This is a genomic window from Nonomuraea sp. NPDC004186, assembly GCF_053603495.1.
The window spans coordinates 48,858-66,478 of record NZ_JBSGFQ010000059.1; the positions used below are offsets into that span (position 1 = coordinate 48,858).

Consider the following 17,621-nt stretch of genomic DNA (forward strand, 5'->3'; position numbering starts at 1 on the left):
ATACCGCCTAACGCAAGGCAAGCGCCACGGCCACACCCAGGCCGAACGCGACAACGACGCCGCGCAGGACCTTGGCCGACATGAGTTTGGCCAGACGCGTGCCCAGGAACCCGCCGACCAGGCTGGCCGGCGCGATCACCGCCACGGCCTGCCACTGCACGGGACCGAACAGGGAGAACGCCACGACCGACACCGTGCTGATCACCAGCGCGAGCGTGGCCCGCACGGCGTTCACCCGATGCAGGTTGTCGTGCAGGAACATGCCGAGCACCGTCAGGAGCAGTACACCCATTCCACCGTTGAAGTAGGCGCCGTAACAGCCGCCCAGGAAGACCCCGGCGTACACCAGCTTGCTGGGCGGCCCGTCGGCCTCACCGCCGAAGAGCCTGCGCAGCCACGGCTGGGCCAGCAGCGCCAGGCTGGCGAAGGCCACCAGCCACGGCACCAGCGACTCGAACAGCCGGCCGGGCGTGAGCAGCAGCAACGCGCTGCCCACGCCCGCGCCCAGCACGGTCGTGATCGACAACGCTGTCGCCCGGCGCCGCTGGCCGCGCAGCTCGGCCCGGTAGCCGAGCACGCCGCCCAGGTAGCCGGGCCACAGCGCCACCGCGTTGGTCACGGACGCGGTCAGGCTCGGATAACCCAGCGCCAGCAGCGCGGGGAACGAGATGAGCGTCCCGCCGCCCGCCAGCGCGTTCACCACACCGGCCAGCAGACCGGCGCCCAGCATGAACAGGAGATCCGTCATCGGCCGACTGCGTAGCCCTGGGCGCCGCGCGGGTTGGCGGCGGCCTTGAGGAACTCGCCGTCACGGGCGACGGCGCTGAGCCTGCCGAGCGTCCACGAGCCCTGCACCTCGACCTCGTGCCCGCGCCGCCGCAGCTCCGCCGTCACGCCCGCGTCCACCCGGTCCTCGACGTGCAGCACGCCGGGACGGGAGCCGCGCGGGAAGAACGAGCTGGGGAAGTGCTCGGAGTGGAACATGGGGGCGTCGATGGCCTCCTGCAGGTTCAGCCCGCCGTGGACGACCGCGAGGAAGAAGTTCAGGCTCCACTGGTCCTGCTGGTCGCCGCCGGGGGTGCCGAACGCCAGCCACGGCCTGCCGTCCCTGAGCGCGAACGACGGCGTCAGCGTGGTGCGCGGACGCGTGCCGGGGCGCAGCGAGGCGGGCAGCCCGTCCTGGAGCCAGAACATCTGAGCCCTGGTGCCCAGGCAGAAGCCCAGCTCGGGGATGGTGGGGGAGCTCTGCAGCCAGCCGCCGCTGGGGGTGGCGGAGACCATGTTGCCGTACCGGTCCACGACGTCGAGGTGGCAGGTGTCACCCTTCACCGTGCCGTCACGGGCCACGGTCGGCTCGCCGACGCCCTGCGGGGAGCGCGCGCCGGAGATGCCGGGGGCGTCGCTCGCCGTGCCGGGCGCGGGGTAGTCGGGCAGCCTGGGCACGCGGCCGCCCGGGGCGCCGGGCCGCAGCTCGAAGCTGGCCTGCGCGCCTATGAGCTTGCGCCGCTCGGCGTTGTAGGCCTCGCTGAGCAGGTCGGACACGGGGACGTCGGTGTCGCCGTACCAGGCCTCGCGGTCGGCGAAGGCGAGCTTGGCGGCCTCCGTCACCGTGTGCACGTAGTCGGCGCCGAGGAACTCCATCCCGTCCAGGTCGAAGCCCTGCAGGAGCGCGAGCTGCTGCAGGAACACCGGCCCCTGCCCCCACGGCCGCGTCTTGTAGACGGTGTGGCCGCGGTAGTCGAAGGCGAGCGGCTCCTCGACCGAGGCCGACCACCGGGCCAGGTCGTCGCCGGTGAGCAGCCCGCCGTGCGCCTCGCCGCTGCTGTCCCGCCAGGCCGTCTTGGCGCAGAACTCGGCGATCGCCTCGGCCACGAACCCCTCGTACCAGGCGCGGCGGGCGGCGTCGAGCTGTCCTTCGCGGGTGCTCGACGCGGCCTCGGCCTCGGCGACCACCCGCCGGTAGGTGGCCGCCAGCACCGGGTTGGCCAGCTTCGACCCCGCCGCCGGGACCCGGCCGCCGGGCAGCCAGGTCGCCGCCGACGTCGGCCAGTCGTCGTTGAACAGTCCTTCGACCGACTCGATCGTGGCCGCGATGCGCTCCAGCACCGGCACCCCGTGCTCGGCGTAGTGGATCGCGGGGGCCAGCACGTCGGCCAGCGACCAGGTGCCCCAGCGCTCCAGCATGAGCATCCAGCCGCCGAACGCCCCCGGCACGGTGGCCGCCAGCAGCCCCGTGCCGGGCACGATGTCCAGGCCCAGCCCGGTGTAGCGCTCGATGGTGGCCGCGGCCGGCGCCACGCCCTGCCCGCACACCACGGACACCTTCTGCTCGTCCTCGCTCCACAGCAGGATCGGCACCTCGCCGCCGGGGCCGTTCAGGTGCGGCTCGGCGACCTGGAGCACGAACCCGGCGGCCACCGCCGCGTCGAAGGCGTTGCCGCCGCGTTCGAGCACGCCCATGCCGGTGGCCGAGGCCAGCCAGTGCGTGCTGGCGACCATGCCGAAGTCGCCCGTCAGCTCGGGCCTGGTGGTGAACAAGATCTCTCCTTCTAGTGATTGGCGGCCGCGTCGGGGACGTGGTCCGCCGTTACCAAGTGGCACGCGGCCGGATGGCCGTTCCCACGTGGGTCGGTCAAGGGCGGCTCCTCGGTACGGCAGGCGTCGTACGCCAGCGGGCACCGCGTGTGGAACCGGCACCCGGACGGCGGGTCGACCGGGCTGGGGACGTCCCCGCCGAGCACGATCCTGCGCCGCTCCCGCTGCCGGACCGGATCGGGCACCGGCGCCGCCGACAGCAGGGCCTGCGTGTACGGGTGCCGCGGCGCGGCGAAGATCTCGGCCGTCGGGCCGGACTCGACGATCTTGCCCAGGTACATGACGGCGATCCGGTCGGCGAGAAACTCCACCACCGACAGGTCGTGCGTGATGAACAGGCACGAGAACCCCATGTCCCGCTGCAGGTCCGTGATCAGGTTGAGCACCGACGCCTGCACCGACACGTCCAGCGCCGACACCGGCTCGTCCGCCACGACCAGCTTGGGCTCCAGGATCAGGGCCCTGGCCAGCCCGACCCGCTGCCGCTGCCCGCCGGACAGCTCGTGCGGGAACCGGGAACGCATCTCCTGCCGCAGCCCCACCTTCTCCAGCATGGCGGACACGCGTCCGGAGACCTCGCGCCGGTCGGCCACCTTGTGCCGCAGCAGCGGCTCGGCGACGATCTGCCCGATCGTGAAACGCGGGTTGAGCGAGGAGTAGGGGTCCTGGAAGACCATGTGGACGTCCCTGCGCAGCGGGCGCATGGCCCGGCGCGACAGATGGGTGATGTCGCGGCCGTCCAGCTCGATGGCCCCCGAGGTGGGCTCGGTCAGGCGCAGCACGCACTTGCCGACCGTGGACTTGCCGCTGCCCGACTCGCCGACCAGGCCGAGCACCTCGCCCTGGGCGAGCTCCAGCGACAGGCCGTCCACGGCGCGTACCTGGCCGTAGTGCTTGACCAGGTTGTCGATCCGCAGGATCACTGCTTGCCTCCCGGGTGGAAACAGGCCGCCAGATGGCCGTCCGCGTGCCGTTCGAGCGGGGGTCTGGCCGCGCGGCAGTCGTCCTGGGCACGCGGGCAGCGGGCCTGGAACGCGCACTCGTCGGGATCCGACAGCGGCGAGGGCACCATGCCGGGGATCTCGGCCAGGCGGCCGTCGACCGCCGCGGACGGGAGCGCGTTCATCAGGCCCAGCGTGTACGGGTGCCGCGGGTTCGCGAACAACTCGGCCACCGGGGCCTGCTCGACGGCGCGGCCGGCGTACATGACCACGGCCCGGTCGGCGATGTCGGCCACCACGCCCAGGTCGTGCGTGATGAGGATGATCGCCGTGCCGAGCCGGTCGCGCAGGTCGCGGAAGACGTCCAGCACGCCCGCCTGGATCGTCACGTCGAGCGCCGTGGTGGGCTCGTCGGCGATCAGCACACGGGGCGAGCAGGCCACCGCGATCGCGATCATCACGCGCTGGCGCATGCCGCCGGAGAGCTGGTGCGGGTACTCCTTCATGCGGCGCTGCGGCGCCGGGATGCCGACCAGCTCCAGCAGCTCGACGGCGCGGCTCCTGGCGGCCTGGCGCGAGAGGCGCTCGTGCCTGCGCAGCACCTCGATGATCTGGTAACCGACGCTGAACGACGGGTTCAGCGAGGTCATCGGCTCCTGGAAGACGACCGAGACGTCCTTGCCGCGTACGTGCCGCAGGTCCGCCTCGGGGAGCGTGGTGAGCTCGCGCCCGTCCAGCTTGACCGAGCCGGACAGCCGGGTCGTCTCGGGCGGCAGCAGCCTGGGCACCGACATCGCGGTGACCGACTTGCCGCAGCCGGACTCGCCGCACAGCGCCAGGATCTCGCCTTCGTCCAGCGTGAGCGAGATGTCCCTGACCGCCTGCACCAGGCCGTCCTCGGTGTCGAAGCCGACCCTCAGGTCGGTGATCTCCAGCAGGCTCATCGGCCGCTCCTCGGGTCCAGAACGTCCCGCAGCCCGTCGCCCAGCAGGTTGAAGCCGAGCGTGGCCAGCGCGATCATGATCCCGGGCCAGACGGCCAGCCAGGGGGCGTCGCTCAGATACTGCTGCGCGGTCGTCAGCATCACGCCCCACGAGGGCGTGGGCGGCTGCACGCCCAGCCCCAGGAACGACAGCGTGGCCTCGCCGATGATCGCCCCCGGGATCGCCACGGTGGCCTGCACGATGAGCGGGTTGAGGCAGTTCGGGAGCACGTAACGGAAGATGAGGTGCCCGTCGCCCGCGCCGTCGGCGACGGCCGCGGCCACGTAGTCCATCTCCCTGACCGCCAGCACCTCGCCACGGGTGATCCTGATGACGGCGGGAAGCTGCGAGAAGCCCAGCGCGAACACCACGCCCTTCAGCGAGGGCCCGATGATCGCCGCCAGGCCCACCGCGAACACCAGGAACGGGAACGCCAGCGTCACGTCCACCAGCCGCATCACGACCGGGTCGAGCCAGCGCCGGTAGAACCCGGCGACCAGGCCGATCGGGATGCCCACGACCATCGCCAGCAGCGTGGAGAGCACGCCGGCCTGCAACGACACCTGCGCGCCGTGCGCGATCCTGGCGAACGCGTCGCGGCCCAGGTCGTCGGTGCCCATCGGGTGCGCGCCCGACGGAGGCGCGAGCGTGGCCAGGTAGTCCTGCGTGGTGGGGTCGCCGGTCACCAGCGGCCCGATCAGCGCCAGCAGCACGAACGCGACCACCAGCACCAGCCCGGCCATCGGCATCGGGCGCCTCTTGAAACGCCGCCACAGCCTAGTCATTCGCGCCCCCCGACAGCCTGATCCGGGGGTTGAGGAACGCGTACACGATGTCGACCAGCAGGTTGACCAGCACGTACCCGATGACCGTGATCAGCACGACGGCCTGGATGACGGGGTAGTTCCTGGTCAGCACCGCGTCCACGGTCAGCTTGCCGAACCCGGGGATCACGAAGATCTGCTCGGTCACCACCGCGCCGCTGATCAGCGCGCCGAGCTGGAGGCCGAGCACCGTGACCACGGTCGTCAGGCTGTTGCGCAACGCGTGCGCGCCCACGACCTTGACCTCGGACAGGCCCTTCGACCTGGCGGTCCGGACGTAGTCGGCCGAGAGCGCGCCGAGCATGGCCGAGCGGGTCTGCCGCATGAGGATGGCGGCGAAGCCGGTGCCGAGCACGAGGGCGGGCAGGATCATGCGCTGGAGGTTCTGGCCGGGGTCCTGGGTGAAGGGGACGTACCCGGAGGCGGGCAGGACCCGCCAGGTGACCGCGAACAGCAGGATCCCGAGCAGGCCGAGCCAGAAGTGCGGCACCGACAGCCCGGCCAGGCCGAACCCGGTGGCCAGGTAGTCGGCGAGCCGGCCGCGCCGGACGGCCGCGACGATGCCCGCGCCCACCCCGACGACGATCGCGACCAGCATGGCCAGGGCCGACAGCTCCAGCGTCACCGGCAGCCGCTCGGCGATGATGTCGATCACCGGGAGCTGGTCCTGCGTGGAGCGGCCGAGGTTGCCGGTCAGGGTCTGGCCGACGTAGTCGAGGTACTGGGCGGGCAGCGGCTTGTCCAGGCCGAACTCGTGCCGGATGGCCTCGATCACCGCGGGCGAGGCCTCCTCGCCCGCCATGACCGTGGCCGGGTCCCCGGGCAGCGCCCTGATCCCGAGGAAGATCAGGACGCTGGCCAGGAACAGCACGATCACGGCCGATCCGCAGCGCCGGAGGATGAACCAGAGCATTACGCGGTGAACCCGGCGGTGACGAAGCGCGGCAGGCCGTCCTTGAAGTACTGGACGCCGGCCACGTTCTTGCTCATGCCCAGGTAGTACTTGTTGTGGTACAGGTACAGGACGCCTCTCACCTCGGCGGCCTTCTTCAGGGCGCCCGCGTAGAGCTCGGCCCGCTTGACCGGGTCCGACTCGGCGGCGGCCTGCTTGATCGGGTCGTCGATGCCCGGGTCGGACATGCCGCTGTAGTTGTTGCTGCCGCGGCTGGTGATGAGGTTCGTGAGGTTGCCGTCCGGGTCGACGCGGCCCGACCAGCCGTTCAGCAGGACGTCGAACTTGCCGGACTTGCCCTGCTCGAGCGTGCTGACGAACTCGGCGGTCTGCACGTTCACGTTGAAGCCCGCCTCCTTGGTCATCTGCTGGATGACCTGCGCGAGGCGCACGTTGGTGGCGTCGTTCGGGCTGGTGAGCGTGACCGGGATCGGCGTCTGCACGCCGGACGCCTGCACCAGTTGCTTGGCCTTGGCCAGGTCACGCGCCGGGCACTGCAGGTCCTTGGCGCGGTACGGGCTGTCCACCGGCACGGGGAAGCAGTCCACCTCGTGCAGGCCGTTGTAGACGGTCTTGTTGATCACGTCGCGGTCGAGGGCCAGCTCGAACGCCTCGCGCAGCTGCGGGCTCTTGGCCAGCGCCGTGTTCACCGTGCCGGGCTTCTCGGTGGAGCCGCCGGCGTTGCCGGTGTTGATCGTGATGCCGTAGTAGCCGAGGCCGCCACCGGACACGACCTTGAGGTTGGGGTCGCTCTGCACGCCCTTGACCGTGGTGGTGGCGAGGTTGTCGCCCACCTGGACGTCGCCGGACTTCAGGTTCGCGGCCCGTACGTTCGGGTCCACGATGATTTTGTATACGAGCTTGTCGAGCTTGACCTTGGCCGCGTCGTAGTAGTCGGGGGCCTTCTCCAGCACGATCTGGCTGCCGGACGTGCGGCTCGCGAACTTGAACGGCCCGACGCAGACCGGGCTCGCCCCGAAGTTGTCGTTGCCCGCGTCCAGGGCCTTGGGCGACATGATCATGCCGGCGCGGTCGGCGAGCTGCGCGGTCAGCGGCGTGAACGCCTGCGTCAGCGTGAGCTTGACCGTCGTGGGGTCGACCACGGTCACCTTGGACACCGCCGCCAGGTCGGCCTGGCGCGCGGACTTCTCCCAGGTGCGGTGCCGGTCCAGCGACTTCTTGACCGCCTCGGCGTCGAACGCCGTGCCGTCGTTGAACTTCACGCCCTCGCGCAGCTTGATCGTCACCTCCTTGCCGTCACCGGAGACCTCGGGCAAGGCACTGGCCAGCTGCGGGACCAGGCTCGACTGCGCGTCGATGTCGAAGAGCTTCTCGCACATGTTCGCGAACACCTCGCGACCCACCAGCGTGGTCGAGATGCTCGGGTCGAGCGCGTCGGGGTCGGCGCTGAGCGCCACGTTGAGCGTGCCGCCCGCCTTGACCGGCCGGTTGTCGGCCGAGGCGTCGGCTATGGAGGGAGGGGCTGCGGGGGTGCCGCTCGATCCGCCTCCGCCGCAAGCTGTCAGGGCAAGGGGGAGAACGGCGAGCGCCGCGACGAGCCTGGGGGACGGTCTCATGGGGCCTCCGTTGAAAGGTTTAGGAGACTGTATACAAGACCTCACATTTCACTGGTGTTTCCTGACCCTGTGTTGTTATCTGAGTGTTTTCTAATCGTTCGGGGGATTTGCCCTGCGGATCGCCGCCAGGAACGACCGCCTGGCCGCGGCCACGTGCGCGATGGCCCTGGCCTGCGCCTCGTCCTCGTCGCCCGCCGCGATGGCCTCGCACAGGCTCAGGTGCTCGGTCCAGGAGTGCGGCCCGCGGGCGGCGGCGGTCTGGCTGAAGACCCACTGCGCCCGCAGGAGCATGGGCTTCATCATCAGACTCAGGTACGAGTTGCCCGCCGCCTCACCCACGGCCAGGTGGAAGGCCGTGTTGAGATCGGCCACCTCCTCCAGCCGCCCGTTCTCCACGGCCTCCTTGGCCTGCTCCAGCACCTGCCGCAGCCGCTCGGCGGACTCGGGGGTGCGCTTGCGCGCGGCCAGCCGCGCCGCCAGGCCCTCGACCGCCATGCGCACGTCGAAGAGCTCCTCGCCCTCCGCCGCCGACAGCCGCGCGACAGTGGCGCCGAACCGGGGCACGACCTCGACGAACCCCTCGGTGGCCAGCACCCGGATGGACTCGCGCACGGGGTTGCGCGACACGCCGAGCAGCGCGGCCAGCCGGTCCTCGACCAGCCGCTCACCCTGGGCGAGCTCGCCGGAGAGTATGCGTCGCCGCAGCTCCTTGGTGACCTCGTCGCGCAAGGTCGGATGGGCCGCGCCCAGCGTTAAATCAGCCATGAGGCGACAATCGTATACAGCCCGGACCAACTCCCCCACCCAGCCCGCCCCACCCCCAACCCAACCCTCGTCCCCCACACCACCTCGACCTCCGCGCCTCCGGCTCCCACATCGCCAGCTGCGGGCCGGAGGCGATGCCCGCGACCCCGCGCCTCCGGCTCCTACACCGCCAGTCCCACACTTTCGGCCCCGCGGACTCCGCGCCTCCGGCTCCTGACTCCGCACCGCCGGCTCCCGCACTCTCGCCCCTTGGGGCTGCGCGCCTCCGGATCCCGCGCCTTCGGCCCGCGATCCCTCCGCCCTTCCGGCTCCTGTGCTCTTGACCCCTCGCCCCACCTCTCGGCCCTCGAGCCGTTCGGTGTCGCGTCGCAGGGGTTCAGGCGCGTAGGCGCAGCCCCCGGGGGGTGGGGTGGAAACCGGCCGCCTCCAGGGCCGCCGCCAGCGGCGACTCGACGATGGCCGTGCCGTCGGCCCGTTCCACGGTCAGCTTCCCGAGCGCCCCGTCCCGCACGGCCAGCGCGAGGGCGTCGACGGCGGGCTGCAGCCGGTCGTCGTCGGCGAACGACAGCAGCGTCTTGCCGCCCCGTTCGACGTAGAGCACCAGGTGCCCGTCCACGAGCACGACCAGCGAACCGGCCTTCCGGCCAGGCTTGTGCCCGAGTTCGCCGGGGTGCTGCGGCCAGGGGAGCGCCGCACCGTACGGGCTGGCCGGGTCGGCGGCGGCCAGCACCACGGCCCTCCGCCCGCCCCCAGAGCCGGACCCCACACCCCCAGCCCCGGAGCCGGACCCAAAACTCCCAACACCCGAGCCGGTCCCCGGGGCGAGCCCTGGACCGTCGGACGGCACGAGGCCGGGCGCCATGGCGCGCATCCGGTCGACCGCTCCCGGCAGGGCGAACTGCGCGCCCCCGAGGCCCTCGACGAAGTAGCCCCGGCGGCAGCGCCCGCTCTCCTCGTACGCCCGCAAGACCTGATATACGGGCGTAAATCCCCCAGGAAGTCGTTCCGACGTCACCGCGCCCCGCGTCACCACGCCGTGCCGTTCCAGCAGCACCTCGGCCTGGGCGTGCGCCCGCTGGGTGGTGTCGGCGGCGGGCGCGGGCAGCAGCCACCACCGGCCGCCCACCGTGGGAGGCCCGCTCCTGCTCGGCAGCACGGCCCGGCGCCGCCGCGTGGTGGCGGGCCGGTGCGCGGGACGGCCGGTGCCGAGCGTGGCCCGCAGCGGCGCCAGCGTGTCGCCGGAGATCCGCCCCGCCCACACCAGATCCCACACCGCCGCCGCCAGGGTGGCGTCGTCCAGGGACCCGAGCTGGTCGGAGATGCCGCGGAAGAACAGCGCGCCGCCCCCGCCCAGCAACTCCAGCACGCGCTCGTGCAGAGGGGTCATCGTGATCTCGGCGGGCTCGGGCAGCAGCAGCGGCGCGGTGTCGCCGTAGTAGAGCGACACCCATCCGTCGCCGCCGGGCAGCGAGCCCTGCCCCGCCCACATCACCTCGCCCGACGAGGTCAGCTCGTCGAGCAGCGCCGGATGGTAGCCGGGCACCCGCGCGGGCAGCACCAGCGTCTCCAGCGCGGACGCGGGCACGGCGGCCCCTTGGAGCTGTTCGATGGAGCGGACCAGCGCGTCCATGGCCCGGGCCGCCTCGCTCGCGCCCCGGCCGCCGGCCGCCCCCGCGGCCCCCGAGCCGGTGATGCCGTGCCAGGCGGGCAGGAAGCGGGCCAGGGTCTCCGGCGCGACCGGCTCGACCTCCTTGCGCAGCCGGGCCAGCGACCTGCGCCGCAGCATCCGCAGCACCCCGGCGTCGCACCACTCCTCGCCCCGTCCGCCGGGCCGGAACTCCCCGTTCACGACCCGCCCGGACGCGGCCAGCCGGCGCAACGCGTCCGTCACCACGGCCACGCCCAGCCCGAACCGGGCCGCGGCCGACCCCGCGTGGAAGGGCCCGCGGGTGCGGGCGTGCCGCGCCACCAGGTCGGCCAGCGGATCGGCGACCGGCTCCAGGAACGCGTGGGGCACCCCGACCGGCAGCGGCACGCCCAGCGCGTCACGCATGCGGGCCGCGTCCTCGATGGCCGCCCAGTGCTCCTCGCCGGCGATGCGTACGCGGATCGCGCGACGCGAGCGTTCGAGCTCCGCCAGCCAGGCCGGGTCGCCGCCGCGCACGCTCACGTCGGGCGCGAGCAGCGGCCCGTGGGAGCGCAGCAGGTCGGCGAGGTCCTCCAGGTCGCGCAGCGGCCGGTCGAGCCTGGCCAGCTCGCGCTCGGTGTCGGAGATCACGTCGGGGTCGAGCAGCTCGCGCAGGTCGGCCTGGCCCAGCAGCTCGGCCAGCAGCGTGGTGTCCAGCGCCAGCGCCTGGGCGCGCCGCTCGGCCAGGGGCGCGTCGCCCTCGTACATGAACGCGCCCACGTAATGGAACAGCAGCGACGCCGCGAACGGCGAGGCCTGCGAAGTCTCCACCTCCACCAGCCGCACCCTGCGGGCGGCGATGTCCCGCATGAGCTGGACGAGCCCAGGCACGTCGAAGACGTCCTGCAGGCACTCGCGCATGGTCTCCAGCACGATCGGGAACGAGGCGTACTGCGAGGCCACGCCCAGCAGGTGGGCGGCGCGCTGGCGCTGCTGCCACAGCGGGCTGCGCTTGCCCGGCGTGCGGCGCGGCAGCAGCAACGCCCGCCCCGCGCACTCCCTGAACCGGGAGGCGAACATGGCCGACCCGCCCAGCTCCTCCGTGACGATCTGCTCGATCTCCTCGGCATCGAACGCGGCCACGTCGGTCGGCGGCTCGGCCAGCGTGTCGGGGATGCGCAGCACGATGCCGTCGTCGGAGTGGACCGCCTGCACGTCGATGCCGTAGCGCTCGCGCAGGCGCCGGTTGATCGCCAGCGCCCACGGGGCGTGCACCCGCGCGCCGTAGGGGGAGTGGATGACCACGCGCCAGTCGCCGAGCTCGTCGTGGAAACGCTCGACGAGGAGGGTGCGGTCGTCGGGGACGTAGCCGGTGGCCTCGCGTTGTTCGTGGAGGTAGGACAGCAGGTTTCCGGAGGCGAACTCGTCGAGCCCCGCCTCCCGCATGCGCTCGGTCGAGCCGTTCTTGGCCTGCTCGCGCAGGAACTGCCCGATCGCCTTGCCCAGCTCGGCCGGGCGCCCGGGCGCGTCGCCGTGCCAGAACGGCAGCTTGCCCGGCTGGCCCGGCGCGGGCGAGACGAGCACCCGGTCGGTCGTGATGTCCTCGATCCGCCAGGACGTCGCACCCAGCACGAACACGTCGCCCACGCGCGACTCGTAGACCATCTCCTCGTCCAGCTCGCCCACCCGAGAGGCCTTCTCGCCCACCAGGAAGACGCCGAACAGGCCGCGGTCGGGGATCGTGCCGCCGTTGGTGACCGCCAGCCGCTGCGCGCCCGGACGACCCTGGAGGGTGCCGGTGACCCGGTCCCACACGATGCGCGGCCGCAGCTCGGCGAACTCCTCGCTCGGATAGCGCCCGGCCAGCATGTCGAGCGTGGCCTCCAGGGCGGTCCTGGGCAGCGTGGCATAGGGGGCGGCCCGCTTGACCACGGACTCCAGCTCGTCGACCGTCCACTCGTCGAGCGCGGTCATCGCCACGATCTGCTGCGCCAGCACGTCGAGCGGGTTACGCGGATAGCGCAACTCCTCGATCTGGCCGCTCTTCATCCGCTCGGCCACCACGGCCGTCTGCACCAGGTCACCCCGGTACTTCGGGAAGATCACACCCTTGGACACCGCGCCGACCTGGTGGCCCGCCCGGCCGATGCGCTGCAGCCCGCTGGCCACGCTCGGCGGCGCCTCCACGCACGCGACCAGGTCGACCGCGCCCATGTCGATGCCCAGCTCCAGGCTGGAGGTGGCGACCACGGCGGGCAGCCGGCCCGACTTGAGGGCCTCCTCGATCTGCGCCCGCTCCTCCTTGGAGACCGAGCCGTGGTGCGCGCGGACGATCTCGGTCACGACACCCTTGCTCGCCCCGGCCTGCGCCATCATGTCGGCGGGCATCCGCTGGGGCTTCTGCGATGATGGGGGTGTCTCCCAGATGGAGAGGTCGATGGCCTCGACCCCGCCGCCCTCCCGCTCGTACGCGAGCTCGTTGAGGCGGGTGCACAGCCGTTCGGCCAGCCGCCGCGAGTTGGCGAAGACGATCGTCGAACTGTGCGCCCCGATCAGGTCGAACAGCCGGTCCTCCACATGGGGCCAGATCGACCGGTTGCCCGGCTCGGGGGCGAACTCCTCCCGGCCCTCCGGCTGCGGCCGGCCCTCCATCTCCGTCATGTCCTCAACCGGGACGACGACCTCGACCTCGATCCGCTTCTCCGACGGCGGCTGCACGACCGTGGCCGGTCGCGTGCCGCCCAGGAACGCCGCCACCTCGCTCACCGGCCGCACCGTCGCCGACAGCCCGATCCGCTGCGCCGGCCTGTCGAGCAGCGCGTCGAGCCGCTCCAGGCTGAGCGCCAGATGAGCGCCGCGCTTGGTGGCCGCGACCGCGTGGACCTCGTCCACGATCACCGTCTCCACGCCCCGCAACGCCTCGCGCGCCTGGCTGGTGAGCAGCAGGAACAGCGACTCCGGCGTCGTGATCAGGATGTCGGACGGCTTGGCGGCGTAGCGCCTGCGGTCTTCCGAGGGGGTGTCGCCCGAGCGGATCGCCACCGAGATCTCCGGCACCGGCAGCCCGAGCCGGCGCGCCGTCTGCTTGAGCCCGGCCAGCGGCGCGCGCAGGTTGCGCTCGACGTCCACGGCCAGGGCCTTGAGCGGCGACACGTACAGCACCCGCGTCCCCTTCGGCGCGTCTTTGCGCACAGCGGCGCCCTTACGCGCGGCGGCGGCCTCGGACGCGGTGGGCCCGGCCTCGGGTGTGGCGGTGGGGCCGGTCTGCTCGAACGCCAGCCTGTCGAGCGACCACAGGAAGGCCGCCAGCGTCTTGCCCGACCCGGTGGGAGCGACGACCAGGGTGTTGTCGCCGCGCGAGATCGACTCCCACGCCCCCTCCTGGGCGGCCGTGGGAGCTTGGAAGGCCCCGGTGAACCATTGCCTGGTCACCTGGCTGAACTGGTCTAGCGAGCTCACCAGCACATATTGCCTCGCGCCACCGACAGAAAACGCATTTGGCTCCCCGGCGAGCGGTTGAGCGGGGGCCCTGGCGGACATACAGCGACCGTGACCATTGACTATGCGGCCATCGAAGCCCGCCGAGCGGAGATGAGACGGCGCCACGTCTTAGCGCACCGGCCATCGAGCAGCGCTCGGGGCCTGCACCACATGGCCCTGCTCTCGTCGGACGTGGAACGCACCATCAAGTTCTACCAGGAACTCCTGGAGTTCCCGCTCACGGAGATCATCGAGAACCGCGACTACAAGGGCTCGAACCACTTCTTCTTCGACATCGGCAACGGCAACCTGCTCGCGTTCTTCGACTTCCCCGGCCTCGACCTCGGGCCGTACCAGGAGGTGCTGGGCGGGCTGCACCACGTCGCGATCTCCGTCGACCCCGCCACCTGGGAGCGGTTGCGCGGGAAGCTGGAGATGGCCGGCGTGCCGCACCAGATAGAGAGCGGCGCCTCCATCTACTTCAAGGACCCCGATGGCGCCCGGCTGGAGCTGCTCGCCGACCATCTCGGTGAGATGTACGGCTCGCGTGTGCTGTGACCGCGGGTCTAGCGCCGCGACGCCCTGCGCGTACGCGGCTTGCCCGCACGGGGCTCCTGCCTGACGCCCGCGTGCCTTTCTGATCGCTCAGACTTCTCCTTCTGTACGGTGAGGCGCAGCGTGTGCAGTAATCGGCGGCGCCTGGCCCTGTGGGCCTTGGTCTCGGCTGTCTTCGGTGGCGAAGACTTGGGGGTCTTTGGCATGGGGATGTCCTACCCACCCCCCAGGCGATTCCATACTTGAATCCATGCGCCTGACCGAGTTCTGGAGACGGATGAACGCTCACTTCGGCGACACGTACGCCGAGTCGTGGGCCCGCGACTACGTGCTCGCGCCGTTGGGCGGGCGGACCGTCATACAGGCGCTCGCCGACGGGGAGAGCGCCAAGACCGTCTGGCGCGCGGTCTGCCAGGTGGAGGACGTCTCACCCAAGCTCCGCTAGCCTCGGCGGCGTCAGGGCTGTGACATGTCCAGGGCCTGCTGCAACGCGGCGGCCGTGAGCTCCAGCTCGTCCACGCTGCCCTGCCCTCCGGGCGACCACAGGAACGTCCATCCGTGGTGTGACGGGGTGGCGAAAATGATCGTCTGACGGCCCGTACGCGGGTGCCAGACCCACAGCACCGGATCGTCGTTGCCGACCATGCGACTGACCAGGCCATGATGGGGGAGCACCTCGGCGAGTGCCTCCAGATGGGTGCGCCGTTCCCTGGTGTAGCCCCTCGACACTCGCCGCCTCCAACCCTCGGCCCTGCAGTGAGTCTCCCCAGCTCACTGCCCGGACAACACATTGGCGGCCAACATCAGCGGGGTGTGTTCATGGGGATGCGCATGCGTCCGAAGTCGAACGTGAGCGCATACGGCTTGAAGAACTCGTGCGTGGGCAGCCCCCCCGATGCGGAAGCCGAAACCGTGCTCGAACCAGGAGGGGAGCGCGCCGGACAACCCGGGCACCCGGCGGCGGGTGACGGACCCGAGCGTCACCTCGTCCACGGTCACCGCGTGAAAGCCGTCGCCCGGGGGATCGGGACTCCGGCGCCCCCGGTGTCGACGAGGAACACCATCCGGTCCAGGCCGTTCACGGTGCCGTGGGACAGCAGGAAGTGGTCGCCCACGTACCACATGGGCACGCTGTGCTCCGGCCGTTCCTGCGTAGGACGAGCTTCTCGGCCGGATAGTCGATCGTGGACAGGAACCGCGACAGGACGCTCGTGCCGATCGCTCCCTGGGTGACCCGCCCGTCGGGCGCGGGGAGCCGGATCGTGTCCGGGATGGTGTGGACGGGCACGTTCTCGATGCGGAGGTCGCCCATAGCGAGCCGGTCCACGTGTCTCTGGTACGCCTTGTGGTCTCCGCCGAATGGTTCTGCCGGTCGTGTGGCCGTACATGGGGACGCGCAGGCGGTCGGCGTACTCCTGGTTGAGGGCGAACAACGCGCCCGTGTCGAGGAAGAACAGGGCAGGTGGAGCGCCGTTCACCGACGCGACGGCGATCAGGACACGTTCGCCCGGATGGCCACCGAGCTCATGGTCCACGCGACCCGCCGTCCCACCGTCCGTGACCAGCTCGTCGCGCTGTTGTTCCCCCCGGGGCACCCCGGCCGCCACCCTCTCGCGCCTCCCGGCAGCGGGCTGGGGGAGCTCCCGTACGAGCGGGCCGACGCGATACTGAAGTCGCTGGACATCGGCATGCGCCTGCTCACCCTTCTCGCTCCTGAGCAGCGCCCTCCGGAGCTGTTCAGGACGGCGCTCGGGCTCCTCACCGCCCCCCAGGTGTCCCGTGACAGCGAAGCTTGAGCGGTCAGGCCCCCGCCTGGCGTGACTCGCTCTTGACTCACGCCTTCGCGTCGCCATCGTCGATCGGCTCGCCTTCGGCGGTCGGCGCTTGGTCCCGTGGAACCTGCTCAGGCGTGACGGCGCAGGCCGTCGACGATGACGCGCAGGAGGTGATGGGCGCGGGCGTCCCACTCGGCGGGTTCCAGACGGGTCAGGTAGCCGATCAGCAGGATGATGTCGCGGGCGTCCACGTCGGGGCGGACGACGCCCTCGGCTTTGCCCGCGTCGAGGAGCGTGGTCAGCGTCTCGCCGATCGGGCCGAGGCTGTGCGCGGACAGATCCTGCCACACCCCCGCCTCGACAGCTGCGAACACCTCGCGCTTGACCTTCGCGTACTCGGCCACCCGGTCCAGCCAGCCGACCAGGGCGGGCAGCGGCTCGTGTTCGGCGAGCAGTTTCGGCGCGGCGGCCACGAGGTCGTCCACGTCCTTGCGATAGACCTCGGCGAGCAGGGCCTCCCGAGTCGGGAAGTGGCGGTAGAGGGTGCCCTGACCGACGCCCGCCCGCTTGGCGATCTCATTGAGCTTCACCTCGTTCGCGTTCACGATGACCTCTCGTGCGGCCTTGAGGATCCGTGCGCGGTTCTCGGTGGCGTCGGCTCGGCGGCGGGGGGCGTTCATCGGTCCTCTTCATGGCGAGTTGGATAAGCGGACACGTGTCCGGTACGGTGGAAGTCCTTAACCGGACACGTGTCCAGTTTACTGTGGAGGAAATCCCCATGTCAGCCATCAGGGGCAAGGCCGTGGCCATCACCGGGGCGAGCAGCGGGATAGGCGAGGCCACCGCGCGCCTGCTCGCCGAGCGGGGCGCCGCCGTCGTGCTCGGCGCGCGGCGGACGGAGCGGCTCGACAAGATCGCCCGTGAGATCCGCGACCGCGGCGGGCGCGCCGTCACCCGAGCCGTGGACGTCACCGCCCGCGAGGACCTCGAACAACTCGTCGGCCTGGCCGTGACGGAGTTCGGGCAGCTCGACGTGTTGGTCGGCAACGCCGGCATCAGCAAGATCGGCCCCGTGGCCGACCTTGACGTGGCCGGCTGGTCGGCGATGATCGACGTCAACCTACGCGGCGTGCTGCACGGCATCGCCGCCGCGCTGCCGGTGTTCCGCGAGCAGGGACAGGGCCACCTCGTGACCACCGTGTCGACGGCCGGGCTGAAGATCACACCCACGATGGCGGTCTACGCCGCGACCAAGAACGCCGTACGCACCCTTCTGGAAGGGCTGCGGCAGGAGTCGACCGACGGCGTGTTGCGGACGACGGCGGTCTCGCCGGGCTACGTGCGTACGGAACTCGCCGGCTCTATCGACAACCCCGAGGTCCGCGAGGAGATCCGCCGCAACATGAACCAGTACGCCATCGCGCCGGAAGCCGTCGCCCGCGCTGTCGCCTTCGCCATCGAACAGCCCCGTGATGTGGAGATCGGCGAGATCGTCATCCGCCCGACGACCCAGAACTGAGCCGGCCGCCCGCGATCAGGGCGATGTC

The 17,621-nt window shown here is 71.5% G+C and carries 16 protein-coding genes; 4 read left to right on the forward strand and 12 right to left on the reverse strand.

Annotation, left to right across the window (positions count from 1 at the left end; translation table 11 throughout):
- Positions 1 to 7: 7 nt before the first annotated feature.
- From ACWEPL_RS38045 to ACWEPL_RS38085, 9 genes are all read right to left on the reverse strand, one after another.
- Positions 8 to 748, reverse strand: a complete 741-nt coding sequence (locus ACWEPL_RS38045; RefSeq protein ID WP_357734252.1) for a sulfite exporter TauE/SafE family protein — start codon at positions 746 to 748, stop codon at positions 8 to 10.
- Positions 745 to 2,499 carry a gamma-glutamyltransferase family protein gene (locus tag ACWEPL_RS38050; protein WP_452439037.1) on the reverse strand — a complete coding sequence of 585 codons (1,755 nt, stop codon included), beginning with the start codon at positions 2,497 to 2,499 and terminating at the stop codon, positions 745 to 747. The genes ACWEPL_RS38045 and ACWEPL_RS38050 overlap by 4 nt, the downstream gene beginning before the upstream one ends.
- A gap of 50 nt (positions 2,500 to 2,549) precedes the next feature.
- Positions 2,550 to 3,518: an ABC transporter ATP-binding protein gene (locus tag ACWEPL_RS38055; protein WP_363967600.1), complete on the reverse strand. Its 969-nt coding sequence runs from the start codon at positions 3,516 to 3,518 to the stop codon at positions 2,550 to 2,552.
- On the reverse strand, positions 3,515 to 4,480 hold the full coding sequence (locus ACWEPL_RS38060) for an ABC transporter ATP-binding protein (protein ID WP_452439029.1): 966 nt from the start codon (positions 4,478 to 4,480) through the stop codon (positions 3,515 to 3,517). Before ACWEPL_RS38060 ends, ACWEPL_RS38055 begins: the two co-directional genes overlap by 4 nt.
- Entirely contained in the window at positions 4,477 to 5,304 is an 828-nt protein-coding gene (locus ACWEPL_RS38065) for an ABC transporter permease (protein WP_363967596.1), read from the reverse strand. Before ACWEPL_RS38065 ends, ACWEPL_RS38060 begins: the two co-directional genes overlap by 4 nt.
- Complete coding sequence (locus tag ACWEPL_RS38070; protein WP_364240163.1) at positions 5,297 to 6,256, reverse strand: ABC transporter permease; 960 nt, start codon at positions 6,254 to 6,256, stop codon at positions 5,297 to 5,299. The genes ACWEPL_RS38065 and ACWEPL_RS38070 overlap by 8 nt, the downstream gene beginning before the upstream one ends.
- On the reverse strand, positions 6,256 to 7,872 hold the full coding sequence (locus ACWEPL_RS38075) for an ABC transporter substrate-binding protein (protein WP_449895274.1): 1,617 nt from the start codon (positions 7,870 to 7,872) through the stop codon (positions 6,256 to 6,258). The genes ACWEPL_RS38070 and ACWEPL_RS38075 overlap by 1 nt, the downstream gene beginning before the upstream one ends.
- A 90-nt stretch (positions 7,873 to 7,962) precedes the next feature.
- The gene (locus tag ACWEPL_RS38080; RefSeq protein ID WP_397367662.1) at positions 7,963 to 8,637 is read right to left on the reverse strand and encodes a GntR family transcriptional regulator; all 675 of its coding nucleotides are present in this window, start codon (positions 8,635 to 8,637) and stop codon (positions 7,963 to 7,965) included.
- A gap of 376 nt (positions 8,638 to 9,013) precedes the next feature.
- Positions 9,014 to 13,726 (reverse strand): ATP-dependent helicase, encoded by a 4,713-nt coding sequence (locus tag ACWEPL_RS38085; protein ID WP_452439038.1) that lies wholly within the window; start codon positions 13,724 to 13,726, stop codon positions 9,014 to 9,016.
- Between the two features lie 189 nt (positions 13,727 to 13,915).
- On the opposite strand from ACWEPL_RS38085, the gene ACWEPL_RS38090 reads away from it, so the two are divergent.
- Positions 13,916 to 14,302, forward strand: coding sequence for a VOC family protein (locus ACWEPL_RS38090; RefSeq protein WP_350724791.1), 387 nt, complete (start codon positions 13,916 to 13,918; stop codon positions 14,300 to 14,302).
- Between the two features lie 247 nt (positions 14,303 to 14,549).
- Positions 14,550 to 14,744 (forward strand): DUF3046 domain-containing protein, encoded by a 195-nt coding sequence (locus ACWEPL_RS38095; RefSeq protein WP_350724793.1) that lies wholly within the window; start codon positions 14,550 to 14,552, stop codon positions 14,742 to 14,744.
- A gap of 11 nt (positions 14,745 to 14,755) precedes the next feature.
- Here the strand turns inward: ACWEPL_RS38095 and ACWEPL_RS38100 are convergent, their stop codons facing one another.
- Both ACWEPL_RS38100 and ACWEPL_RS38105 read right to left on the reverse strand, forming a co-directional pair.
- A complete protein-coding gene (locus tag ACWEPL_RS38100; protein WP_350724795.1) occupies positions 14,756 to 15,028 on the reverse strand; it encodes a hypothetical protein in 273 nt (90 codons plus the stop codon).
- Between the two features lie 266 nt (positions 15,029 to 15,294).
- The gene (locus tag ACWEPL_RS38105) at positions 15,295 to 15,429 is read right to left on the reverse strand and encodes a hypothetical protein (protein ID WP_363967584.1); all 135 of its coding nucleotides are present in this window, start codon (positions 15,427 to 15,429) and stop codon (positions 15,295 to 15,297) included.
- Between the two features lie 381 nt (positions 15,430 to 15,810).
- Here ACWEPL_RS38105 and ACWEPL_RS38110 point away from each other — a divergent pair, with 381 nt between their 5' ends.
- Entirely contained in the window at positions 15,811 to 16,095 is a 285-nt protein-coding gene (locus ACWEPL_RS38110) for a hypothetical protein (RefSeq protein WP_452439030.1), read from the forward strand.
- Positions 16,096 to 16,202: 107 nt separating this feature from the next.
- Here ACWEPL_RS38110 and ACWEPL_RS38115 read toward each other — a convergent pair whose 3' ends face one another.
- Complete coding sequence (locus ACWEPL_RS38115) at positions 16,203 to 16,754, reverse strand: TetR/AcrR family transcriptional regulator (protein ID WP_397367667.1); 552 nt, start codon at positions 16,752 to 16,754, stop codon at positions 16,203 to 16,205.
- A 98-nt stretch (positions 16,755 to 16,852) separates the two neighbouring features.
- On the opposite strand from ACWEPL_RS38115, the gene ACWEPL_RS38120 reads away from it, so the two are divergent.
- On the forward strand, positions 16,853 to 17,593 hold the full coding sequence (locus ACWEPL_RS38120; protein ID WP_452439031.1) for an SDR family oxidoreductase: 741 nt from the start codon (positions 16,853 to 16,855) through the stop codon (positions 17,591 to 17,593).
- Positions 17,594 to 17,621 lie beyond the last annotated feature (28 nt).